The organism is Rhodocyclus purpureus, assembly GCF_016653115.1.
Taxonomy (GTDB): Bacteria; Pseudomonadota; Gammaproteobacteria; order Burkholderiales; family Rhodocyclaceae; genus Rhodocyclus; species Rhodocyclus purpureus.
Window position 1 is genome coordinate 1 of record NZ_NHRX01000027.1, and the last position, 23,310, is coordinate 23,310.

The window sequence follows — 23,310 nt, forward strand, 5'->3', positions numbered from 1 at the left end:
ATCGCCATCCTTTCGCAAAGTCGGCGATCAGTATGCAAGAAGTGGCCCGGAAGATTCAATCTGGGGGCAGGATTTGCGACTGGCATCACGCACGGTTCATGCTGAACGAGTTGTGTGTAACGCTATGCAGTTAACGCCGTATTTCTCCCAAGCGTAGGATGAGCATATCGGCACCCGGATCATGCACACACCGTCCTTGTCCAGCAGTCGCACGATGTTCTTCATTTGCTGCAACTGATCGGGCATGTGTTCGAGCGAGTGGTTGAGCATGATGAAGTCGAATGTCCCGGCCAGCTCGGACAGGCTTTTCTTCAGGATCGTGATCCCCTCGACGGGCGAGTGATCCCTCTCGACAAAAGGATCCGCCCCGGTCAGGTTGCCGTAGCCGAGTTGATGCAGTTCATGAAGCAGATGCCCTGAGCCGCTGCCGACATCGAGGATCCTTGAGTCGTACTTGAGCCTGAGAAGGCTGAACTTCTTCAGGTCGTTATTGGGCCTGAACTTGCTGTAGATCGCGCCGATCAACCCTTCACCGGTGAGCGTATATACGTCCCTGGCCCGTTTGAGGAAGGACTTCTCCTCCTGCTTTTCCAGCGCGGTGAATGACAGATAGTCGCGCGGATAATAGTCGGCGATATTTGCCGGATAGCTTTCTATCTGCAGACAGCCGCAGTTGTTGCACTTGAAGTAGCGAAAAATATCACGCCTACCGAACATCATTTCACGCACGTCGTAGGTCTTGTTGCCTGCAACATTTCCGCAAATTCTGCACTTCATTGTTTTCTTTCCCAGACGAAGAGGATAGGCAGGACTGCAGTTCCCGCAGTCGATGCGGCCCGTGCCGGATTCATGGAACAGTCGTTGCGTGAGAACGCTTCAGTACATGAACAGCAGGTACCGCCAGCCGGGAGTAGTGTACCGGAGTGAGGACTGCCGCGGGTCTTGCAGCGACGCGCGAGCCGATCCACGTGCTTGCCGGCAGACGAACCCGCCCGGATCGCCGTAGCCTGCTCCACGGCCTGCTGGGCAAGCTGGCCCGCAGCAGTGCCCCCGCCGATCAGGCCGCCATACCGTAGCCGAGCACGCTAAGCCGCTCGCGGAATTTCTTCAGGTGCTCGCTGCGCACGACCAGCGTCTTCGGCGCGGCGCGCATGCAGAGGCTGGCCGTCTCCTTGTGCGCGGCAATCGCGTCTGCGATTTCCTGATCGCGGCACTCGATCAGGACGGCGGCGGCGCCCGTCTTGAGTGCCTTGCCGTTGCGCTCGCACTGCGCGATGAAAGACTCGACCGGTGGCGGCAACGGCATGTCGTCGCTGCCTTCGAGAAAGCTCTTCAATTCGGCGATCGGGTGACCTTTATCGATCGCTGCGATCGCCTTGGCGCGATCGAGCCGCCAACTGCCCGGCTGCAGGGGTTCGGCCCAGGTGTCGAGCAGCAAGCTTTGTTCGGCAGCGAGCGAACCGCGCACGACATTCACCTGCAGGCTCGGCAGCACCGACAGCCCGACATTGCCCTCGATCGCGGCCGGCTGGTAGCTGTCGGCCAGCCCGAGAACGTAGGCACCGAGCTGGGTCAGCCGGAAATGGCGCAGCCCGTCGTAGCGGCTGAGGAAGGCGAGTTCATCGGCGCCCCACATCCCGCGAAAATCGTTGCGCGCACGCGCAGGATCGACGTAGGCGAGATCGACGATGCCGAGCGTCGCCGCGTATTCGAACAGCAGCGTCGCCATATAGCGCTCCTGCAGGACGTTCCAGCCGCCCGAGCCTTCGTAGCCAAGACTTCCGTACTCACGATCGACGATGTAGAGCCGCCAGGGATCGTGCGCGACCTCGAAGAGGCGATCGGTCGCGCGCATGAAGCGGGAGAAATCGTCGAACTCGACCCATCGCCCGACCGGGACCTCGCCCAATGCCTCTGCGATCACCGCCCGCCGCGGCACGACCGCGGTCATCACGCGCCCCTTGCCGCCCTGCCCCTTGATCTCGTCGACGCGGCTGAACTCATCGAACGAAGTCGTCTTCGACCACTTTCGCCACAACCCGCGCAGGATATCGGCCGGTTTCGCGGACAGCGCCTTCACCCCGGCAGGGACGAGCGCCAGACGGGTTCCCGAACGCTGCGCCAAGCCGCCGACCTGCAGCAGCAGCGGCCAGGCGAACGCCTTGATCGGGCCGATCTGCTGGTCCCACTTGTCCCTTTTTTCGATCACGGGATAGAAGTCCCCGCCGACGAGTTTTTCATCGAGGATGCGCAGCGTCGCCGCTCCCGGCAGCGCAGTCTTGTCGCTGACCTGGATCTTCTCCTGCTCGATCGTGCGCAGCATCACCATCACTTCCTGCAGTGCTTCGCGCTCGGTCAGTCGGACGATCAAGCCGTCCTCCTCAGGCAAGCTCTCCGCACTGCGCAGCGACAAGGTCTTGGGCAGGGGCACGAAGTTCTTCAGGTGCTCGCGCAGGTCGGCGGGAACGAGATAGCCGCGCACACCGTCCGAATAATGGATGAACAGGCACAAGGCGGAAGGCCCGCCCCGATCGTAGGCGGAAACTTTCTTGCCGCCGATTCGGAAAGCTGGCAGGCTCCCGTAAGTCGCCTCGAAGCGACGCGCCGAGTACTCGCCAGCAGGGTGATGCACCGCCTCGGAGACCGCCGCCTGCTGCATCTCGTCGAGCCCCGACCAGATCGCCTTTGCAGCGGGCCCGAGCATGCTTTCGGCGATCCGCGCGACCAGATCGTCCTTGCGCCCCGAGTTCGGTACGAGCGGCAGGTGGATCAACAGGTCCTTGAGATCGGCAACGGTGCGGCTTGACAGGATTTCTCTGAGGCTTGGCGACATGGGCATTCCGCGCTGCGTGGATTGGATGGGCGCGATTCTGTGAGCCCGCACCAGTCAGCGTCAAGCTGATCGTCTTCCCGGCCTTTTTCCGATCGTTCGTGCTCAGGCAGACGGGCACGAGGCACTCCCCCTCGTCATTGCGGGATGTCCAGCGCCGTGGCAATCTAGACCCCCAACGCGGCGGGCGATACTCCCGCCGACTTGCGGCGGCTGAACGGAGCGACAGATGAGCAGCAAGGACTTGGTGACGCAGGCCCGCGCCAGGAAGCGGAGCCGGCCGTGAGCAGGCTGGTCGGCGTCGTCCTCGCCGGCGGGCAGTCGCGCCGCATGGGGGAGGACAAGGCTGCGCTCAGCATCGGCGGGGAGACATTGCTGCTGCGCGCACGCAGGCTGCTGCTCGAAGCCGGATGCGACGAGGTGGTGATGAGCGGTCCGCCACGCGCCGAGTGGCCGCACCGCCGCGTCGAGGATCCCGTCGCCGGAGCGGGGCCCGTCGCCGGCATCGTCGCCGCGCTGCGCTGGATCGCTGCTGCCGATGAGTCAAGGGCGGAGAGTCCCGCATCCACACCTGCTTCCTTGCACAACTCGCGGCTTCTCTTCGTCGCCGTCGATACGCCGCTGTTGCAGCCGCAGTCCCTGCGCTCGCTGAGCGAGGCCGGCCCTGATGCCGACGCCTGCATTTTCGCAGATTCGCCCTTGCCGCTGGTCCTGAGCAACAACCCCGACGTACGCGCCCGCATCGATCTGGCGGAGCGACAACTGCGCGCCGGCGGCTCGTGCTCGATCCGCTGGCTGATGGACGGACTGAAGGTCGAACGGCTCGGCGTGACCGCTTGCACGGATCAACTGCGCAACATCAACACCCCCGACGAATGGAGGAAACTCAATGATGAACTTGCGAATTAGTCCCCGGTCGATCCGCTTCCGCATGAGCGCCGAGGCGTTCGCCGAGCTGGGCCGCGCAGGACTGCTGCAGGGTGTGACGACGCTCGGCACCGGCCAGTCCCTTCACTACTGCATCCGCTGCACAGCGCTGCCCGGCGGCCGGCAGCTCGAGCTCGCCAGCACGAGCGACGCGCAGGGAATGCAGCTCACCCTGAGCGTCAGTCCCGAGGCACTCGCGCAGCTCGACGCCGAAGCGCCGAGCAAGGAGGGGATCAAGGATGAGCAGAAGGATGCTGCCGGCGCGACGCTGACCCTCGGGCTCGAAATCGACATCCGCCGCGAAAAACGCCGCTGAACTCCAGCGTGTAGTCCACTTTCAGCCCGCGCTCTCCCGGATCGATCGGGACGGCGGCAGCCGGCGAGCGCCGACTTCAGCCCTTGCGCTCGGTGAAGCGGCCGGTGCCGGTCACTCGTCCGCTGGTGTCGAAGGACACGGTGAAATAGACCGGCTCGGCGGGAGACGGCTGCCCATGGTCGATCTTCCACGACCACACCGTTTCCTGTTTGAGGCTGAAGAACTGGACCGAGGCCGGTTTGCCGAGCAGTCTCCGCACCTCTTCACCGCTCATTCCGGGAACGACGCGGGTAAAGCTCTGTTCGTTGAGGACCTGTTCGATCCGCTTGAGGACGTCGTCGGGGCCGATGGTGATCATGAAGCATTCGATCCCCTCGGGCTGTCGCGAGTACTCCCAGGTCCGGGAACCGTCCTCGTTCATCCATTCCATTTCCGGGACACCGAAGCGCTCGCTCACGTCCTGAGCGGTGGAGATGCCAGGCTTGAGCTCGCGCAGATTGACGTAGTCGCAGGCGTTGATTCCAAGCGCAGCGAGGGCGGCACAGATCAAGAGCAGTAGTCGGTTCATCCTGAAACCTTTCGTTCGCTCTGACAGGAAGGCGAGGACTTCATGTTCGCGGCTGCAACGGCCGTGGTCAAGGGGCTGCAAGTGCGCCCGGAGCCGATTCCGACATCGCCCGGCGCCATTATTTATGACAAAATAAAAATATGACAAACCAGAGTGCAGCCATGAAAGGCATGCGACGACTTCCAAGACTCCTGTGGGCCACCTGGCAGATATTGCTGAGTGGCCTCTTGATCCTTGGCGGTTTCATCGCCTGGTCGCTGGCCGCCGAGCACGACAAGATCGAGAAGCAGGAGCAGGAGCGACTCGCCACCCAGGCCAAGGTCATCGACGACAACCTCTGTCGGCAGATCGCGTCGATCAACCGGGCGCTGCTCAGCGTCCGCGACGACATCCCCTACTGGCAAGACCGGAAGAACGGCTGGGATCTCGCCGCGCACCAGCTCAAGGCCTTGGCGGATGCGCTACCCGGCGTGCATGACCTCACCATTCTCGACGCCGACGGCTTCGTTCGCGCCTCCAGTCGGGAGATGCCCGCCCGGAGCTTTCGCGAGCACGAATACTTCCAGGCATCGCTGAAGCAGCCGGACCTGGAGACGATCTACGTCAGCGAGCCGTTTACGAACGTGTTCGGCACCTGGGTCATCACGCTCTCGCGCATGGTGCGGGGCCCCGACGGCAAGTTCGACGGGATCGTCCTTGCCGCGCTCGACGCCGAAGCCTTCACGGTCCTGCTCGACTCCGTCCTTTACGCCCAGGACATGTGGTCGGTACTGGCACATGGTGACGGCAAGATCTTCGTCATGTCGCCGCAGCGCCCAGAGCGGATGGGAATGAACCTTGCCCAGCCAGACTCGCTGTTCACCCGGCACCGCGACAGCGGCCAGGCGGCCACGGTGATGAGCGGCACCGCCCTGCACGACGGAGAAGAGCGGATGCTCGCGCAGCGTACCGTGCAGATGGCCCGACCGAAGATGGACAAGCCGCTGGTGATCGGCGTCAGTCGCGACATGAACGCGCCTTTTGCCGAATGGCGGGACAACGCCCTGATCCAGGGCGGGCTGTTCGCGCTGATCGTGCTCAGCAGCATCCCCAATCTCTACCGGCTGCACCGCCGCCAACGCGCAGCCGAGGAGGATGCCGCTGCCGCCGAAGCCGCCCTGCACTCGAAGAACCTGGAACTGGCCGAGCTCAACGCCGAATTGGCGACGCGCAGCGAAATGCTGCGCAGGCAGGCCAATCACGACGGCCTGACCGGCATCATCAACCGGCGGCACTTCGACGAGTCACTGCAGGCCGAGTGGCGACGCAGTCTGCGCGAGGGCTTGCCGCTGGCGCTGCTGATGATCGACATCGACCATTTCAAGCTGTTCAACGACCGTTACGGTCACCAGGCCGGCGACGCCTGCCTGAAATCGGTTGCCGCCGCGCTGCGGCAGCGGCTGGGACGGCCGTACGACGTGGTGGCGCGCTACGGCGGCGAGGAATTCGTCTGCATGCTGCCCAACTGCGACCTCTCCGGCGCCGAAACCATCGCCGAGGAACTGCGCGCTGCCGTCGAAGCGCTCTGCATCGCGCACGAATGCTCGCCGACCGCCGCTGCCGTCACCATCAGCATCGGCGCCGCGGCGGCCATCCCGAGCACGGCGAGCGGACCCGAAGTCCTGCTCGCCGACGCCGACGCTGCCCTCTACGTGGCGAAGCACAACGGTCGCAACCAGGTGAGGCTCGCGACTGCGTCAGCGTGTTGAAGGGGCGTGTGCCTTGTCATAGAGCAACCATTGCACTAAATTGACTGAAATGCCTGTCCTGCAGCGCTTCCCTGCATCACGCGTGGTGTTGTACGCAGGCGACCACCTGCTGCCGCATATCCATATCCAACTTGACGACGGACGAGAGTGCACTGTGGACATCGACACCCTGAAGATCAAGGGCCGCATCTCACAACGCGAGATCGTGGGTGAGCTGGAATGGATAGCATCCAGGCAGACCTTCCTGCTTGGTGAATGGAAGAGGTACAACCCGTGAGCGACTATTTTTTCCCGAAACTGAAGTCTGTCGAGGCGATCTCGGCGTATCGCCTGCGTACCGCGTGGAGTACCGGCGAAGTGCTGGAAGTGGACGTGGAGGACGTATTGCGCTCGGTCCCTGCATTCGCCCCCATCCTCGATCCGAAGGAATTCGGTCGTGTGCATGTTGGCGAGTGGGGCAACAGTATCGAATGGTTCGAGGAGGAGCTCGGTGCCGACAACGTCTATGCCTGGGCGAAGGAACAGTCGGGCGAGGTGAGTCACCAGATGTTCGACGAGTGGATGCACCGCAACGAATTGTCGCTCGCTACCGCAGCCGAAGCCTTGGGCATCAGCCGCCGGATGGTCAGCTACTACCGCACCGCGCACAAAGCGATTCCGCGCGCCATCTGGCTCGCATGTCTCGGCTGGGAGGCGACGCGACCGCTGCCCAGGACGCTTCCCCCGAGCTTGCCGACGGCTCGTCAGTACGCAGCGCTGCACGCGTAGCCAAGCCGTAATATGCGCCGCGTCTAGATCGTCCAGGTGAAGGACGCGTAGGACAGCTCGCTCAGCCCCTGATCCATGCTCCGCGCCGGCTCTTCCGGCGTTGCCGTGCGCACCACCCTGGCGGGGACGCCGGCGACGGTGCAACCTGGCGGGACCTCCTGGAGGACGACCGATCCCGCAGCGACGCGGGCGTTCTCGCCGACGACGATGTTGCCGAGGATCTTGGCGCCCGCGCCGATCATCGCGCCGCGACGCACCTTCGGGTGACGGTCGCCGGACTGCTTGCCGGTACCGCCCAGGGTCACGTTCTGCAGCAGGGAAACGTCGTCGTCGATGACCGCCGTCGCGCCGACCACCAGGCCGGTCGCGTGGTCGAGAAAGACGCCGCGACCGATGCGCGCAGCCGGGTGGATGTCGGTCTGGAAGACTTCGGAGGAACGGCTCTGCAGGTAGAGCGCGAACTCGCGTTCGTCGTTGTGGTACAGCCAGTGGGTCAGGCGGTGCGTCTGGATGGCGTGGAAGCCCTTGAAATAGAGGAAGGGCTCGATCAGCCGCTCGCAGGCCGGGTCGCGCTCGAAGACTGCCGAGATGTCCGCCTTGAGCGCCTCGGAGATCGACGGATCCGCCTCCGCCGCCCGGTGGAAGGCACGCACGATCAGCGGCAGCGAAATGACGTCGTTGCGCAGACGCGCGGCGATCCGGTGGAAGACGGCGCTCTCGAAGTTCGGCTGGTTGAGGATCGAGTCGAAGAAGAGCGGCGCCAGCATCGGCGACGCGGCATACGAGGCCTGGGCCTCGCGACGCAACTGCGCCCACAGCGCGTCGGAAAACTGCTCGGGCTCATCCTGCGGGACCAGGGTCAGCAGGCTCAACCTCGATCGGACTCGGGCGATTGACACGATGGCGCTCCTCGAATTGAAGGGGATGCGTGTCCGGCCCGGGGCGGCGGCTGGGGTGCGCCTCAGTTGGGCGCAGTCGCCGCCAGGAGACGCGTGATCGCGCCCGGTCGCCAGGTCTTCGCGCACGCCTACCCGTGCCACCGCCAGAGCGCCCTGCCGGAAAGCCAGTTTACTTTCGCTCGCCGGCGCAGCGGGGGCAACCGGCTATAGCCATCAAATGCGCCATCGAGCGCAGCGGTCGGCAGAAGCCCGGCCATGGCCTAGAATGCGCTTCCGACGCGTCACCCCGATTCAAAACCAGCCCCGAGAACCCCATGGAATTCCTGACCTGTATCGTTGCCGCCGAAGAAGACGAATATCCCGCGCTCGCCGCTGCCGGCTCGCCCTTGCACGAATGGAGCGGTGTCGAAGTCCCGGGCTTCGACACCCTCAAGCTGGCGACCCTGCATTCGCTGCTGATGGACGAATCGCTGCAGGCTGCGCTCGACCTCTACGAACCGGTCTGCGTCGCCGAAGGCGACAACGAAACCCTGGTCCTTCGCGTCGACGCGGAACTGTTCGAGAAGCTCGTCGAACTGGACGAGGAGTCGCTGGAGAGCGTCGCCACCGAGTTGGCGGCGACCGAAGCGTATGAAGACGAAGCGCTCGACGCCGAAGACATCCAGGATCAGCTGATCTCGCTGGTCGAGCTCGCCCAGTTGGCCGAGTCCCAGGACCAGGTGCTGTTCGTCTGGATCAAGCTGCTCCAGCGTTAGCGACGGCGCTGCCGGGCAGCCAGCAATTACGGGGACGGTATACTCAATTCTAAAGAATTAAGTATACCGTCCCCGTAATTTTGTCTCGGTGCTGCTTACTTGGTGTACTCGCGAATCATGTTGCGCGCGATCACCAGTTGCTGGATCTGGGTGGTGCCTTCGTAGATGCGGAACAGGCGGACGTCGCGGTAGAAGCGTTCGATCCCGTACTCGGCGAGGTAGCCGGCGCCGCCGAAGATCTGCACGGCACGGTCGGCGACGCGGCCGCACATCTCGGAGGCGAACATCTTGGCACAGGACGCTTCGGTGCCGACGTCGAGGCCCTGGTCGCGGCGGCGGGCGGCGTCGAGGACCATCGACCTGGCCGCGTAGATTTCGGCCTTGCTGTCGGCGAGCATCGCCTGGATCAACTGGAATTCGGCAATCGGCTTGCCGAACTGGACGCGCTCGCAGGCGTACTTCAAGGCTTCCTCGAGCATGCGCTCGGCGGCACCGACGCTGGCGGCGGCGATGTTGATGCGGCCCTTGTCGAGTACCTTCATCGCCGTCTTGAAGCCGAGGCCTTCGCGGCCGGCGAGCAGGTTGGTGACCGGAACGCGGCAGTTCTCGAAGATGATGTCGGCAGTGTGCGCGCCCTTCTGGCCCATCTTCTTGTCGATCTTGCCGACACTGAGCCCCGGCGTGTCGCGCTCGACGATGATCGCCGAGACGCCGGCCGGTCCCTTGACGTCGGGGGCGGTGCGCGCCATCAGCGTGTAGATGCCGGCCTCGGGACCGTTGGTGATGTAGCGCTTGGTGCCGTTGATGACGTAGTGGTCGCCGTCACGGATCGCAGTGGTGCGCAGGGCGCCGGCGTCGGAGCCGCTGTCGGGCTCGGTCAGGCAGAAGGAGCCGATGATTTCGCCGGAGGCCAGACGCGGCAGGTACTTCTGCTTCTGCTCGTCGTTGCCGTCGAGGACGATGCCTTGCGCGCCGATGCCGTTGTTGGTGGCGAAGAGCGAACGGAAGGCCGGCGACGCCTTGGTCACCTCGAAGGTGGCCAGGACTTCCTCTTCCATGGTCAGGCCCATGCCGCCGTATTCCTCGGGGATGGACAGGCCGAAGAGCCCGAGTTCCTTCATTTCGCTGACCAGCGACGCGGGAATTTCGTCGGTCTCGGCGACGACCGACTCCTGCGGAATCAGGCGCTCGCGGACGAAGCGGGAGAGGCTGTCGAGAAGAATGTTGAGGGTTTCCTGGTCTCTGATCATGGGTGTGTCCGTTTCAGCCGCTACTGGGGGTTGCGCGTGGTTCGCGCCGTCCGGGATGGAAAGGTGCTCGGGCAGCCGGCAAGGGGGCGGCGAGTGCTCCTCGCCGCCCCCCGTCGGCCTGCTTACTTGACGTACTTGCGGAACTCGGGCTTGCGCTTCTCGCGGAAGGCATTGCCGCCTTCGGCCGACTCGGGGGTCTCGTAGTAGAGCTTGAGCGCGTGCATCGCCAGGCCACCCATGCCGCGGATGATTTCCGTGTCGACGTTGAACGACTTCTTGGCCAGCGCGATCGCGGTCGGGCTCTTCTCGACGATCTCGTCACACCACTTCTTCACTTCGGCGTCGAGCTGGTCCTGCGGGACGACGGCGTTGACCAGACCCATTTCGAGCGCCTGCTGCGCCGTGTAGCGGCGGCACAGGTACCAGATTTCACGGGCCTTCTTCTCGCCGACGACGCGCGCCAGCAGCGCCGTGCCGAAGCCGGGGTCGACCGAGCCGACGCGCGGGCCGGCCTGGCCGAGCTGCGCGTTTTCCGAGGCGATGGCGAGGTCGCAGATGGTGACCAGCACGTTGCCGCCGCCGATCGCGTAGCCATTGACGCGGGCGATGACGGGCTTCGAGATGTCGCGGATCGCGCTCTGCACTTCCTCGATCGGCAGGCCGATGACGCCGCGGCCGCCGTAGCCGCCGTCCTGCGTGCCCTGGTCGCCGCCGGTGCAGAAGGCCTTCTCGCCGGCGCCGGTGAGGACGACGACGCCGATGCTCTTATCGAAGTCGGCGTCCTTGAAAGCGTGGATCATTTCCTCGCAGGTCTGCGCGCGGAAGGCGTTGAACTGCTTCGGACGGTTGATGGTGATGGTGGCGATGCCGTCAGCCTTGGTGTAGAGGATGTCCTGGTATTCCATTTTCGGGTCCTTGCTCTGAAGAAGATTGGATGTCGGGTTGCGCCAACCCGACCTGCGGGCTGGAGATGATCGAAGTCCTCAGCCGGCCATGGTCAGGCCGCCGGAGACGCTGATCACCTGGCCGGTGATGAACGACGCGTCGTCGGAGGAAAGCAGCGCGATGATGCCGGGCAGGTCTTCGGGCTTGCCGAGACGGCCGAACGGCACCGCGCGCGTGAAGGCGTCGCGCAGCTTCTCGCCGCGTTCGCCTTCGCCGCAGATGTCGTCGAGCAGCGGCGTATCGGTCGGTCCGGGGCAGACGACGTTAACGCTGATCTGCTTGCGCGCCAGTTCGCGCGCCAGCGTCTTCGAGAAGGCGACCAGGCCACCCTTGCAGAAGGCATAGACGGCTTCGCCGGAGGAGCCGACGCGGGCGGCGTCGGAGGCGATGTTCACGATGCGGCCGCTGCCACGCGCCGCCATTCCCTTGGCGACGGCGTGCGTCATGTACAGCGCGCCGTACAGGTTGATCGCGACGATCTTGTCCCAGAGCGGCTTCTCGGTGGCGAGGAAGTTGCCGATCTTGTCCCAGCCGGCGTTGTTCACCAGCACGTCGATCGGGCCGAGCGCGGCTTCGGCGGCGGCGACGCCGGCGTTGACGGCGTCCTGGTTGGTGATATCGACCGCGAAGGCCTGCGCCTTGCCACCCTTTTCACGGATGTCGGCAGCAACCGCTTCGGCCGCAGCCTGGTTGATGTCGAAAACGGCAACCGCGCTGCCCTCTTCGCCGAAGCGGCGGCAGATCGCCGCGCCGATGCCGCCGGCGCCGCCGGTAACGATGACCACCTTTTCCTTCAATCCACGCATAACATATCTCCTGAATGATGACTTTGATATATTTCAAACAACGGCCATTGCTTTTTGGCCACCCTCTACGCTTCAATAACGCCTGCTCAACTTTGTCTGCGAACGCTCATGACCGAAAACAACACCACCAGCCGGGCCGTCGTGGACGAGATCGCCAACCGACTGTTCTTCCGCTTCTTCCAGGCCGCCAACACCCTGCAGACGCGCGGCACCAATGCTGTTGGAATAACCACCCAGCAATGGTCGGTGCTCGGTGCGCTCTCCCGGCCGCAGGCCGCCGCCGGGATGAGCGTCGGCGACCTGTCGCGCTACCTGCTCGTCAGCCGCCAGAACCTCGCCGGCCTCCTCGCGCGCCTCGAACGTGACGGACTGGTCGAGCGCAAGCCCTGTGCCGACGACCGCCGCTCGCGCAAGGTCAGCCTCACGGCCAAGGGCGAAGCGCTGTGGACCGACCTGTCCGAACCGATCGACGCGTTCTACAAGCAGGCCCTCAAAGGCTTCTCCTTCGACGACCGCCTGGCCTTCATTCACTACATCAGTCTCCTGCAACGCAACATGTCGGAGATCTGAAACGCGGAGGAGGTGGTGACACCTCCCCCGCCGCCCGTGCGCTCAGATCTTGAAATCCTTCACGCGCTGGCGGCCGATGATCATCTTCATGATGTTCGCCGTGCCGTCACCGATCTGCAGACCCATCACGTCGCGGTAGCGCTGGCCGAAGTCGTAGTCGGCACCGTAGCCGCCGTGACCGTGCGTGAGCAGGCACTGGTGGATGATGTCGCAGGCGAGCTTCGGTCCCCACCACTTGCACATCGCCGCTTCGGCAGTGTGCGGCAGACCCTGGTCCTTGAGCCACAGCGTGCGCAGGCAGAGCGCGCGACAGCCCTCGTAGAAGGTCTCGGCCTCGGCCAGCGGAAAGGTCACGCCCTGGAAATCGCTCAAGGGCTTGCCGAAAGCTTCGCGCTCCTGCACGTAGCGCCAGGCTTCGTCGAGCGAGGCACGCGCAACGCCCATGCACTGCAGGCCGATCAGGGCGCGGCTGTAGTCGAAGCCATGCATCACCTGAACGAAACCCTGACCCTCCTCGCCGAGCATCATCGACTTCGGCACGCGCACGCCGTCGAAGAAGATCGAACCGCGCCCGACCGGACGCGTGCCGATGTCGTCGAACTGGGTGCGCGTGATCCCCGGCTGATCCATCGGCACGAGGAAGGCGCTGATGCCGTGCGCGCGTTGCTCGGTCGTACCGGTACGCGCGAACACCACCGCCACGTCGGACTGCGTCGCCATCGAGATCGAGGTCTTCTCGCCGGAGAGGATGTAGTCGTCACCGTCCTTGCTCGCCTTCAGCTTCAGGTTGGCGGCATCCGAACCGGCAGACGGCTCGGTCAGCGCGATGGCGATCGCCTTCCTGCCGGCGATCACTTCGGTCAGCCAGTCACGGGTCTCGGTCGAGCGCCCGTACGTCGCCAGGATGTGGCCGCACAGCGAGGTGAGCAGGTTGACGTAGGAAACATTGAAGTCGCCGTAGGCGATCTGTTCGAGCAGCAGGCCGCTGGTGACGCAATCGACGCCCATGCCGCCGAACTCTTCGGGGATTTCCGGGCCGAGGAAGCCCATCTCGCCCATCTCGGCAATGAGTTCGCGCTCGATGCACTCGGCCTTCTCGCGGGCCCGGTAGGAGGGAGCGAGGCGATTCTTGGCGAACTTGGCGGCGGTATCGACCAGAGCTTGCTGCTCGGCGCTGAGACTGAATTCCATGACTGGGACCTCGTGGATGAAGATTCGCGCCATTCTAAGAAGCCCCCGGGTTTTTTGTCAATGTATTTACTTAGATTGGAGAAGTACGCCGGGAAACTAGTTGCACAATCTGATACCGATTGCTCCAAACCACTGCGCAGAAACAAATTTTTCACAAACCATTGCTGCGCCGCACAAACACTGGAGGCGCACCGATGCTCATTTGTAGCAACCCATTGACACTTAGCGCATAAGCGTTTAGCGTACCCAACCTAACTTGAACAGGGCAAAAACTGGAGGAGACGCCGTGGAATTTGACCCCGTATTGCTGGCCGACCGCATGGTCCCGATGAAGGCGCAAGGCTTCTGGCGCGACGAGACCATCGAAACCTGCTTCCAGCGCGCGCTGCACGACTGTCCGGAGAAGACAGCGGTGGTCGCGTACCGCTTCCGCGACGCGCAGCCGACGCGCGTCAGCTACCGCGAACTCGACCAGCGCGTCGACCAGGCCGCGCGCGGCCTGGTGGCGCTCGGTGTCGGCGCCCGCGACGTGGTCAGCTTCCAGCTGCCCAACTGGCTGGAGTTCATCGTCCTCTCGCTCGCCTGCGCACGCATCGGCGCCGTCGCCAACCCGATGATGCCGATCTTCCGCCAGCATGAACTCAACTTCATGCTCAACTTCGGCGAATCGAAGGTCTTCGTCGTCCCCAAGACCTACCGCGGTTTCGACTATGAGCAGATGGCGCGCGGCATGCTCCCCGGCCTGCCGCACCTCAGGCAGCTCGTCGTCGTCGAAGGCGAAGGCGCGGACAGCTTCGAGGCGCTCCTGATGCGCGACGACACGCCGCCGCTTCCCGCAGGCGCGCCGCGCCTGGGCGCCGACGAGGTGATGATGCTGATGTACACCTCGGGGACGACCGGCGAGCCGAAGGGGGTGATGCATACCTCGAACACGCTGTTCTCCAACCTGTTCGCCTACGCCGAGCGGATGGAACTGTCCTCGTCGGAAGTGATCCTCGGCGCCTCGCCGATGGCGCACCTGACCGGTTTCGGCTATCTCGCCATGCTGCCGCTGATCCTCAAGGCAACGACGGTACTGCAGGACGCCTGGGAGGCGAAGAAGGCGCTGGAGATCGTCCGCGCCGAAGGCGTCACCTTCAGCATGGCCTCGACCACCTTCGTCGCCGACATGTGCAACGCGGTCGAGGCCGGTGACAGCACCTCGCCGACCTTCACCAAGTTCAACTGCGCCGGCGCGCCGATTCCGCCGGTGCTGATCGAGCGCGCACACAAGCTGATGGGGCTGCGCATCAGCTCGGCCTGGGGGATGACCGAGAACGGCGCGGTGACCGTCACCGAACCGGCACGCGCCTTCGAGAAGTCGGCGATTTCCGACGGACGCCCGCTGCCCGGAATGGAAGTCAAGGTCGTCGGCGCCGACGGCCGCACGCTGCCGGCCGGCGAGTCGGGTGAGCTGTACGTTCGCGGCTGTTCCAACTTCGCCGGCTACCTGAAGCGCCCGCACCTCAACAACGTCGACGCCGACGGCTGGTTCGACACCGGCGACATCGCCTTCATCGACGCCGAAGGCTACATCCGCATCTCCGGCCGCAGCAAGGACGTGATCATCCGCGGCGGCGAGAACATCCCGGTCGTCGAGATCGAGAACCTGCTCTACAAGCACCCGGCGATTGCCTCGGTGGCCGTCGTCGGCTATCCCGACAAGCGCTTCGGCGAGCGCGTCTGCGCCTTCGTCGCGCTGAAGCAGGGACAGAGCTTCACCTTCGAGGACATGACTGCCTACTTCACCGAACTGGAGATGACCAAGCAGTACTTCCCCGAACGCCTCGAAGTGCTCGAACAGATGCCGCAGACGCCGAGCGGCAAGCTGCAGAAATTCAAACTGCGCGAAATGGCCAAGAACTTCGGCGAACAAGTGGCGGTGGCCTGATGAACGACGAAATCCTCCTCGAACTCCACGACAAGGTTGCGCTGATCCGGCTGAACCGGCCACAGGTCCTGAACGCGCTCAACGACGCGCTGATGGACCAGCTGGGTGCGGCGCTCGACAAGATCGAAGCCGACGAGACCATCGGCTGCGTCGTCATCACCGGCTCGGAGAAAGCCTTCGCCGCCGGCGCCGACATCTCGGCGATGGCGACCTACAGCTACATGGACGCCTACAAGGGCGACTTCATCACGCGCAACTGGGAGCGGCTGAAGACCTTCCGCAAGCCGGTCATCGCCGCGGTCTCCGGCGTCGCGCTCGGCGGCGGCTGCGAGCTGGCGATGATGTGCGACATCGTCTTCGCCGCCGACAACGCGCGCTTCGGCCAGCCGGAAGTGAAGCTCGGCACCATCCCCGGCGCCGGCGGCACGCAGCGCCTGCCGCGCGCGGTGGGCAAGACCAAGGCGATGGACCTGTGCCTCACCGGCCGCCTGATGAGCGCCGACGAAGCCGAACGCGCGGGACTCGTCGCGCGCATCTACCCGGCCGACCAGCTGCTCGACGAGGCCATGGCGGCCGCGCGGCAGGTCGCCTCGTACTCGCTGCCGGTGCTGATGATGCTCAAGGAATCGGTCAACCGCGCCTTCGAAGGCCCGCTCAACGAGGGTCTCCTGTTCGAGCGGCGCACGCTGCACGCCTCCTTCGCGCTCGCCGACCAGAAGGAAGGCATGGCCGCCTTCGTCGAGAAACGCAAACCGAACTTCACCAACCGCTGAGCCCCGATGAGCGAAGTCCTCCTTGAAACCCTCGCGCCCGGTGTGGCGCAAGTGCGGATCAACCGCCCCGAAGCGCGCAACGCGCTGAACAACGAAGTACGCGCGCAACTCGCCGTCCATTTCACGGCCCTCGGTGCCGACCCCGAGGTGCGCTGCATCGTCCTCACCGGCGGTGAGAAGTACTTCGCAGCCGGCGCCGACATCCGCGCGATGGCCGACGCCGGCGCCATCGAGATGATGCTGCGCGCCAACCACCGCCTGTGGGCGGCGATCGCCGCGTGTCCGAAGCCGGTCATCGCCGCGGTCAACGGCTTTGCCTGGGGCGGCGGCTGCGAACTGGCGATGCACGCCGACATCATCGTTGCCGGCGAGAAGGCGAGCTTCTGCCAGCCCGAGGTCAAGGTCGGCATCATGCCCGGCGCCGGCGGCACGCAGCGGCTGACGCGCGCGGTCGGCAAGTTCCAGGCGATGAAGATGCTGCTCACCGGCCAGCCGGTGCCGGCGCGCGAGGCGCTGGCGATGGGGCTGGCAAGCGAGGTCGTCGCCGACGAAGCGGTGCAGGCGCGCGCGCTCGAACTCGCGCAGCAGATCGCCGCGCTGCCGCCGCTGGCGATCCAGCAGATCAAGGAAGTGGTCATCGCCGGCCAGGATGCGTCGCTCGAAGCTGCGCTGATGCTCGAACGCAAGGCGTTCCAGCTCCTCTTCGCCAGCGCCGACCAGAAGGAAGGCATGCACGCCTTCATGGAAAAGCGCGCTCCCGTCTTCAAAGGAAACTGAACCATGCTCGACGCAACTCGTCCCGACCTGAACCTCGGCGTTGTCGGCACCGGCCTGATGGGCCGCGGCATCGCGCAGATCGCCGTCCAGGGTGGTGCCACCGTCGTCCTCAACGACAGCCGTCCCGGCGCCGCTGCCGAAGCGCGCGACGCGATCGCCAGGACGCTGGCGACGCTCGCGGCCAAGGGCAAGCTCGGCACAGCCGAGGCCGAGGCCGCGAGCGCGCGCCTTGTCGTCGCCGACGATCTCGCGCAACTCGCCGGCTGCCACATCGTCGTCGAGGCGATCGTCGAGAAGCTCGACGCCAAGCGCGAACTCTTCCGCCAGCTCGAACACATCGTCGCCGACGACTGCATCCTCGCCACCAACACCTCCTCGCTGTCGGTGACCGCGATCGCCGCCGGCTGCCGTGTTCCCGAACGCGTCGCCGGCTTCCACTTCTTCAGCCCGGTACCGCTGATGAAGCTGGTCGAGGTGATCGACGGCATCGTCACCGCGCCCTGGGTCGGCGAGGCGCTTACCGCGATCGCCAAGCGCATGGGACACACGCCGGTGCGCGCCAGCGACACACCAGGCTTCATCGTGAACCACGCCGGTCGGGGCTACGGCACCGAGGCGCTGCGCATCCTCGGCGAAGGCATCGCCGGCTTTGCCGACATCGACCGCATCCTGCGCGCCGCCGCCGGCTTCCGCATGGGTCCGTTCGAGCTCTTCGACCTGACCGGGCTCGACGTCTCGCAGCCGGTGATGGAGTCGATCTACGAGCAGTACTACCAGGAACCGCGCTACCGTCCGTCGCCGCTGATCCGCCAGCGCCTCGCCGCCGGCCTGCTCGGGCGCAAGACGCAGCGCGGCTTCTACCAGTACGTCGACGGCGCGCAGCAGCAGCCGGCGCCTCAGCATGCGGCGAGCGCCGCGCCCTGCCCGCCGGTCTGGGTCAGCCGGCGCAACCTCGCCGCCCACGGCGAAGTCGTCGCGCTGCTGGAGAAGCTCGGCGCGAGCATCGACCGCTGCGAGACGCCGACCGCGGCTTCGCTGTGCCTGGTCATGCCGCTCGGCGCCGACTGCACGAGCAGCGCGCTCGCCGAGCAGCTCGACCCCGCGCGCACGCTCGCGCTCGACCCGCTGTTCATCGACCGGCAGCGCACGCTGATGCGCAACCCGCTCACCTCCCCTGCGCTCGCCGAGTCGGCACGCGCGCTCTTCGCCGGCGACGGTGTGCCGGCAACGCTGATCGACGACAGCCCCGGCTTCGTCGTCCAGCGCGTGCTGGCGATGATCGTGAACATCGGCTGCGACATGGCGCAGCAGCGCATCGCGACGCCGGAAGACATCGACCGCGCGGTCAAGCTCGGCCTCGGCTACCCGTACGGGCCGCTCTCCTTCGGCGACCAGCTCGGTACGGCGAAGGTACTGAGCATCCTCGAAGGGCTCTCCGACTTCTACCGCGACCCGCGCTACCGGCCCAGCCCCTGGCTGATCCGCCGCGCCCGGCTCGGCGTCTCGCTGCTGACCCCGGAGCGTGCCTGAATCCCGGCTCCGGACCTGGCAAAGGATCACGGCGAGTTCCGCACGGAACATGAACCACACCCATTCGCTTCGATCCCGTGATTGCGAGGCGCGCAGCGCCGTGGCAATCCAGTTCGTTCCCTTGGCTCCTCGTCCTTGCCAGAGATCCACCGGCGACTCGATGCCAGGCCCACGCACTGGATCGCCACGCCCTGCGGGCTCGCGATGACGGGCTGCGACTTCGGGCAGGGGCTTCAGCACTGCGCAGTTTCAAGCCAATAACCGGGCGCCTTCCGATAAAACCAAAACGATCCACAACAGAGGAAAACCGATGCTCGACGCCTATCTCTACTCCGGCCTGCGTTCCCCGATCGGCCGCCACGCCGGCGCGCTCGCCCCGGTCCGTCCCGACGACCTGGTCGCCACCGTCATCAAGGAAGTGGTCGCGCGCTCGCCGTTCGCCGTCGATGCGATCGAGGACGTCGTCCTCGGCTGCGCCGCGCAGACCGGCGAGGACGGCCGCAACGTCGGCCGCCACGCGGCGCTGCTCGCCGGCCTGCCGCCGTCGATCGCCGGCCAGACCGTTAACCGCCTGTGCGGCAGCGGCCTGGCCGCGATCCTCGACAGCGCACGCGCGGTCAGCGCCGGCGAAGGCGAGCTCTATGTCGCCGGCGGCGTCGAGAGCATGAGCCGCGCACCCTTCGTCGTCGGCAAGGCCGAATCGGCCTACAGCCGCGACTTCAAGGTCTTCGATTCGACCATCGGCGCGCGCTTCCCTAACCCGAAGGTCGTCGAGCAGTTCGGCAACCACAGCATGCCCGAAACCGGCGACAACGTCGCCGCGAAGTTCGGCATCAGCCGCGAGGACTCCGACCGCTTCGCCGCCGCCTCGCAGGCGAAGTACGCCGCTGCCCAGGCCGCCGGCTTCTTCGCCGGCGAAATCCTGCCGATCTCGGTGCCGACCGGACGCAAGACGCCGCCGGTGATCGTCGCCGAGGACGAGCACCCGCGTCCCGACACCAACTACGACAGCCTCGCCAAGCTGAAGCCCTTGTTCACGGGCGGTGTCGTCACCGCCGGCAACGCCTCGGGCGTCAATGACGGCGCCGTCGCCGTGCTGGTCGGCAACAAGGCCATCGGCGAGAAAGCCGGCGCCAGGCCGATGGCGCGCATCCTCGCCGGCGCTGTCGCCGGCGTCGAACCGGCCATCATGGGCGTCGGCCCCGCCTACGCAATCCCGAAAGCACTCGCCCGCGCCGGCCTCTCGCTCGCCGACATCGACGTGATCGAGATCAACGAAGCCTTCGCGCCGCAGGTGCTCGGCTGCCTCAAGCTGCTCGACATCGCCTTCGACGACCCGCGTGTGAACCCCAACGGCGGCGGCATCGCCCTCGGCCACCCGCTCGGCGCCTCAGGCGCGCGCATCCTGCTCTCGGCCGCGCGCGAACTCGAACGCCGCCAGGCCCGCTACGCCGTCGCCAGCCTGTGCATCGGCGTCGGCCACGGCATCGCCGTCGTCATCGAACGCGTCGCGTAGAGAAGGAACAGCCGGCGTGCGATCGCCGACCTGCACCAGCACCCGTCGGGCCGCCTTGAGCGGCCCGATTGATTTTGCGGAGGCGATACCCACTGCAGCATCGAGTCGCCCTCTGGCAGACCGCTTGCGAGCGCAAGCGCCTCCTCAACCACGCACAAAAAATGACATAGGATTAGAATGCTGAAGCACATACGCAGGGCGTCGGTTCGTACGCGTCAAGACGCCCCTCCCTCGCGGCGCCCGACTGAACAGCGCTTGCGGCGCGAGGGACAAACCGGACTCATCGAGCATCCAGGTCATCACCGTCCACAAGAGACAGAGGAGTGCTAGCAATGGCAGAGACAACACTCGGGATGTCGCTCGGCTCTGAAGGTTTGAAGTTGATCCAGGACTTCGAAACCTTCCAGTCGGAACTCTATGACACCGACGGAGGCGGACACTGCACCATCGGCTGGGGTCACCTTGTCCACAAGGGGAAATGTGACGGAAGAGAAAACGAGAAAATTTTTCTCGGCGGAATATCCCGGGAAACGGGCGACGATCTACTGAAGAAAGACACGAAGCTTGCCGAGGACGCGGTGAACAAGCAGGTTGCCGCCCTCGGATCCACATTGACGCAGCTTGGTCGTCCCCGGTTCACCAGCCCGCTGGCCGCGCCCCAGCGATGGATCCTGGTCAGCCCGGGGTGGCTCAAGCAGCGTCACGAGGATCATTCGATGAATGCACGTGTTGGCATTGCCAAGCGGCCGTGGATACTGCTCGTCGTCGTGCTGGTGTGGTTTTCCGGTGCAGCCGCTGCACAAACGCAAAGCGAGATGAACACGGATGCATGCGCCGAACAAAAGGAGGCCGAACAGAAACTCCGGAAGACTTACGCGGAAATACTGCGCAACTATCATGCGGACAAAAGCTTCATCAAGCACATGCAGAGCGCTCAACGCGCCTGGCTCGCCTATCGAGAAGCGCATCTCCGGTCCCTGTACCCGCACGAAGATCTTGCCGAGTATGGAAGTGTTTACGACATGTGCCTATGCAGCGCTCTTGTCGAGATCACGAACAACCGGATCAAGGAACTGGAGCAGTGGACGCAAGGGATCGAGATGGGCGACGTTTGCACCGGGAGCCGGGCAGTAAGGTGATCAGGGCGGGCGAACTCTACGTCGCCATCGTCATCGAGCGCGTCGCATAGCGCGGGAAAGACGATGAACGGCCGGCGACCGCCGACCTGCGCGCAGCATCCCATCGGGCCGCCTCGAGCGGCCCGCTTCATTTCCGCTGAAATAATTCCGCAATCTGGAAGTCTTATCCTAGCGTGGGAAATTGTGGGAACGTAATGGCCAGCTTCGAGAGAGCCATGCCGCTTTGCTCCCGGCAGACGCGGTCACAGTCCGCGAGCACGGCTGCCTCCGCGAAGCCCCCCCATGATCTGCTGCCAATGACTCACGGCTGTTGCGCTCGGGCTTTGAAAACGCGCTGCGCTCGCCGAATCCACCCCGTTTGAGCGCCTCCTCCATGAAATCCTACCTTTACGCCCTGGCGCTCCTGCCACTCGGATTGCTCCCGAGCGGAGGCCATGCCCAGACACCGCCGGATGCCGGTTCCCTGATGCAGCAGATGGAACAGAGCCGCCCGTCGCTACCGACCCCGTCGCCCGGACCCGAGATCGCCCCGCTGCCTGCGCCGATGCGCGGCCTGCCGGGGGCGACGGTCACCGTCCGCGCTTTCCGCTTCGTCGGCAATCAGCTGCTGAGCGACGCACAGCTGGCGCCGGTCGTCGCGCCGTATCTGAACCGACCGCTTAGCTTCAACGAACTGCAGCAGGCCGCGGCGGCTGTCGGCGAAGCCTATCGCGCGGCGGGCTGGATCGTGAGGGTCTATGTGCCACGACAGGTCATCCGCGACGGCGTCGTCATGCTGCAGATCGTCGAAGCCGTCTTCGGCAAGGCTGTGCTCGACGGCGTGCCGCTGGCCCGGGTGCAGACCGAGACCATCACCGGACTACTTGAGACGGCGTCGAAACGGGGCGAGCCGCTGGACGCCGCAGCCCTCGACCGGGCCCTGCTGCTGATCGAGGACCTACCCGGACTGACCTCCACGGCCAGCCTGCGCGAAGGCGCCGCACACGGGGAAACCGACGTGGTGCTGAAGCTGGCGGACGGCCCCTACCTGAATGGCGTCGTGAACCTGGACAACCACGGAGCCCGCTCGACGGGCAGCCCGCGGGTGATCGCCGGCCTCGCCGTCAACAGCCCGCTGCGCCGGGGCGACCAGGCGACGCTCGATGTCATCCATTCGCAAGGCAGCGATTACCTGCGCCTGGGCTTCATGCTGCCGGTCGGCGTCAATGGCTGGCGCGTCGGCACCCACGCTTCCCGGCTGGATTACCGCGTCGTCGCCGACGAATTCGCCGCTGCGGATCTGACCGGCAGCTCTTCCGCCTTCGGCTTCGACGCGAGCTACCCCCTGCTGCGTTCGCGCCTGTCCAACCTCTATCTGAAACTCGTCGCCGACCACAAGCGCTTCGACAACCGCGCGGCTGCACAGACGACGAGCAACTACCGGGTGGACAGCCTGACGGCAAGCCTCGTCGGCAACCGCTTCGACAACATCCTCGGCGGTGGGGCCAGCATGGCCAACCTCAGCCTCGTCAGTGGCAGGGTGGACCTGGACGGATCGCCGAACCAGGCTGCCGACCTGGCCGGCCCGCGCAGCGAAGGGCGTTACCTCAAGCTCGCCTTCGCCGCGTCGCGCCACCAGATGATCTCCGGCCCGCTGTCGTTCTACGCCGCTTACTCTGGGCAGCTGGCCAAGGACAATCTGGACTCCTCGGAGAAGTTTTACCTGGGCGGGCCGGCAGGCGTGCGCGCCTATCCGGTGAACGAGGCCGGCGGCAGCAGCGGTCAGCTGCTGAGCCTCGAACTGCGCGCCAAACTGCCGCACAAGCTCACGCTGGCCGGCTTCTACGACTGGGGCCAGGTGACGGTAAATAGCGACAACGACTTCCCCGGTGCCGCGCAGCTCAACCGTTACCGTCTCGAAGGCGCCGGCCTGTCCCTGGAATGGCTCTCCCCCTTCGGCGTCAGCTTCAAGGCCACCTGGGCCCACCGCATCGGCAACAACCCCAATCCGACGCTGGCAGGCACCGACCAGGATGGCAGCAGAACACTCAACCGAGGCTGGCTGTCCGCGAGCCTGCCCATCTGATCGCGGA

The 23,310-nt window shown here is 65.2% G+C and carries 22 protein-coding genes; 14 read left to right on the forward strand and 8 right to left on the reverse strand.

The annotated features are described in order from the left end of the window. Positions 1 to 96: 96 nt before the first annotated feature. Positions 97 to 777, reverse strand: a complete 681-nt coding sequence (locus CCR84_RS05135) for a class I SAM-dependent methyltransferase (RefSeq protein WP_201210298.1) — start codon at positions 775 to 777, stop codon at positions 97 to 99. A 280-nt stretch (positions 778 to 1,057) separates the two neighbouring features. Beyond that, complete coding sequence (locus CCR84_RS05140) at positions 1,058 to 2,833, reverse strand: SAP domain-containing protein (protein ID WP_201210299.1); 1,776 nt, start codon at positions 2,831 to 2,833, stop codon at positions 1,058 to 1,060. 279 nt (positions 2,834 to 3,112) lie between these two features. On the opposite strand from CCR84_RS05140, the gene mobA reads away from it, so the two are divergent. Next, the gene (mobA, locus tag CCR84_RS05145) at positions 3,113 to 3,739 is read left to right on the forward strand and encodes an NTP transferase domain-containing protein (RefSeq protein WP_201210300.1); all 627 of its coding nucleotides are present in this window, start codon (positions 3,113 to 3,115) and stop codon (positions 3,737 to 3,739) included. Beyond that, entirely contained in the window at positions 3,720 to 4,073 is a 354-nt protein-coding gene (locus CCR84_RS05150) for a DUF7009 family protein (protein ID WP_201210302.1), read from the forward strand. The genes mobA and CCR84_RS05150 overlap by 20 nt, the downstream gene beginning before the upstream one ends. Before the next feature lie 76 nt (positions 4,074 to 4,149). Here the strand turns inward: CCR84_RS05150 and CCR84_RS05155 are convergent, their stop codons facing one another. Next, complete coding sequence (locus CCR84_RS05155) at positions 4,150 to 4,641, reverse strand: outer membrane protein assembly factor BamE domain-containing protein (RefSeq protein WP_201210304.1); 492 nt, start codon at positions 4,639 to 4,641, stop codon at positions 4,150 to 4,152. Between the two features lie 170 nt (positions 4,642 to 4,811). Between CCR84_RS05155 and CCR84_RS16415 the strand changes: the two genes are divergently transcribed. Genes CCR84_RS16415 through CCR84_RS05170 form a run of 3 tightly spaced genes read left to right on the forward strand, consistent with a single transcriptional unit; the run spans position 4,812 to position 7,157 of the window. Next, positions 4,812 to 6,389 carry a sensor domain-containing diguanylate cyclase gene (locus CCR84_RS16415; RefSeq protein WP_242508555.1) on the forward strand — a complete coding sequence of 526 codons (1,578 nt, stop codon included), beginning with the start codon at positions 4,812 to 4,814 and terminating at the stop codon, positions 6,387 to 6,389. A 49-nt stretch (positions 6,390 to 6,438) separates the two neighbouring features. Then, positions 6,439 to 6,666: a DUF4160 domain-containing protein gene (locus CCR84_RS05165; RefSeq protein ID WP_201210306.1), complete on the forward strand. Its 228-nt coding sequence runs from the start codon at positions 6,439 to 6,441 to the stop codon at positions 6,664 to 6,666. Further along, the gene (locus CCR84_RS05170) at positions 6,663 to 7,157 is read left to right on the forward strand and encodes a DUF2442 domain-containing protein (protein WP_201210308.1); all 495 of its coding nucleotides are present in this window, start codon (positions 6,663 to 6,665) and stop codon (positions 7,155 to 7,157) included. Before CCR84_RS05165 ends, CCR84_RS05170 begins: the two co-directional genes overlap by 4 nt. Before the next feature lie 23 nt (positions 7,158 to 7,180). On the opposite strand, the gene cysE is transcribed toward CCR84_RS05170, so the two are convergent. Beyond that, the gene (gene cysE, locus CCR84_RS05175) at positions 7,181 to 8,056 is read right to left on the reverse strand and encodes a serine O-acetyltransferase (RefSeq protein ID WP_201210310.1); all 876 of its coding nucleotides are present in this window, start codon (positions 8,054 to 8,056) and stop codon (positions 7,181 to 7,183) included. A 314-nt stretch (positions 8,057 to 8,370) separates the two neighbouring features. Between cysE and CCR84_RS05180 the strand changes: the two genes are divergently transcribed. Next, complete coding sequence (locus CCR84_RS05180; protein ID WP_201210311.1) at positions 8,371 to 8,811, forward strand: hypothetical protein; 441 nt, start codon at positions 8,371 to 8,373, stop codon at positions 8,809 to 8,811. Between the two features lie 95 nt (positions 8,812 to 8,906). Here CCR84_RS05180 and CCR84_RS05185 read toward each other — a convergent pair whose 3' ends face one another. From CCR84_RS05185 to badH, 3 genes are all read right to left on the reverse strand, one after another. Next, positions 8,907 to 10,061 carry an acyl-CoA dehydrogenase family protein gene (locus tag CCR84_RS05185; RefSeq protein ID WP_201210312.1) on the reverse strand — a complete coding sequence of 385 codons (1,155 nt, stop codon included), beginning with the start codon at positions 10,059 to 10,061 and terminating at the stop codon, positions 8,907 to 8,909. 122 nt (positions 10,062 to 10,183) lie between these two features. After that, positions 10,184 to 10,966, reverse strand: a complete 783-nt coding sequence (badI, locus tag CCR84_RS05190) for a 2-ketocyclohexanecarboxyl-CoA hydrolase (protein WP_201210313.1) — start codon at positions 10,964 to 10,966, stop codon at positions 10,184 to 10,186. A 78-nt stretch (positions 10,967 to 11,044) separates the two neighbouring features. Continuing rightward, the gene (gene badH, locus CCR84_RS05195; protein ID WP_201210314.1) at positions 11,045 to 11,812 is read right to left on the reverse strand and encodes a 2-hydroxycyclohexanecarboxyl-CoA dehydrogenase; all 768 of its coding nucleotides are present in this window, start codon (positions 11,810 to 11,812) and stop codon (positions 11,045 to 11,047) included. A gap of 108 nt (positions 11,813 to 11,920) precedes the next feature. Here badH and CCR84_RS05200 point away from each other — a divergent pair, with 108 nt between their 5' ends. Continuing rightward, a complete protein-coding gene (locus CCR84_RS05200) occupies positions 11,921 to 12,382 on the forward strand; it encodes a MarR family winged helix-turn-helix transcriptional regulator (protein WP_201210315.1) in 462 nt (153 codons plus the stop codon). A 42-nt stretch (positions 12,383 to 12,424) separates the two neighbouring features. On the opposite strand, the gene aliB is transcribed toward CCR84_RS05200, so the two are convergent. Further along, positions 12,425 to 13,573 carry a cyclohexanecarboxyl-CoA dehydrogenase gene (aliB, locus tag CCR84_RS05205; RefSeq protein WP_201210316.1) on the reverse strand — a complete coding sequence of 383 codons (1,149 nt, stop codon included), beginning with the start codon at positions 13,571 to 13,573 and terminating at the stop codon, positions 12,425 to 12,427. A gap of 286 nt (positions 13,574 to 13,859) precedes the next feature. On the opposite strand from aliB, the gene aliA reads away from it, so the two are divergent. The 7 genes from aliA to CCR84_RS05240 all read left to right on the forward strand — a co-directional run bounded on the left by aliA (position 13,860) and on the right by CCR84_RS05240 (position 23,303). Next, complete coding sequence (gene aliA, locus CCR84_RS05210; RefSeq protein ID WP_201210317.1) at positions 13,860 to 15,503, forward strand: cyclohexanecarboxylate-CoA ligase; 1,644 nt, start codon at positions 13,860 to 13,862, stop codon at positions 15,501 to 15,503. Further along, complete coding sequence (locus CCR84_RS05215; RefSeq protein ID WP_201210318.1) at positions 15,503 to 16,276, forward strand: enoyl-CoA hydratase; 774 nt, start codon at positions 15,503 to 15,505, stop codon at positions 16,274 to 16,276. The genes aliA and CCR84_RS05215 overlap by 1 nt, the downstream gene beginning before the upstream one ends. A 6-nt stretch (positions 16,277 to 16,282) precedes the next feature. Continuing rightward, positions 16,283 to 17,053, forward strand: coding sequence for an enoyl-CoA hydratase (locus tag CCR84_RS05220; RefSeq protein WP_201210320.1), 771 nt, complete (start codon positions 16,283 to 16,285; stop codon positions 17,051 to 17,053). Positions 17,054 to 17,056: 3 nt separating this feature from the next. Further along, the gene (locus tag CCR84_RS05225; RefSeq protein ID WP_201210322.1) at positions 17,057 to 18,583 is read left to right on the forward strand and encodes a 3-hydroxyacyl-CoA dehydrogenase; all 1,527 of its coding nucleotides are present in this window, start codon (positions 17,057 to 17,059) and stop codon (positions 18,581 to 18,583) included. A 310-nt stretch (positions 18,584 to 18,893) separates the two neighbouring features. Beyond that, positions 18,894 to 20,099: a 3-oxoadipyl-CoA thiolase gene (locus CCR84_RS05230; protein WP_201210324.1), complete on the forward strand. Its 1,206-nt coding sequence runs from the start codon at positions 18,894 to 18,896 to the stop codon at positions 20,097 to 20,099. 332 nt (positions 20,100 to 20,431) lie between these two features. Then, positions 20,432 to 21,238 (forward strand): lysozyme inhibitor LprI family protein, encoded by an 807-nt coding sequence (locus CCR84_RS05235; protein ID WP_201210326.1) that lies wholly within the window; start codon positions 20,432 to 20,434, stop codon positions 21,236 to 21,238. A 373-nt stretch (positions 21,239 to 21,611) separates the two neighbouring features. Next, positions 21,612 to 23,303 carry a ShlB/FhaC/HecB family hemolysin secretion/activation protein gene (locus tag CCR84_RS05240; RefSeq protein ID WP_201210328.1) on the forward strand — a complete coding sequence of 564 codons (1,692 nt, stop codon included), beginning with the start codon at positions 21,612 to 21,614 and terminating at the stop codon, positions 23,301 to 23,303. Positions 23,304 to 23,310 lie beyond the last annotated feature (7 nt).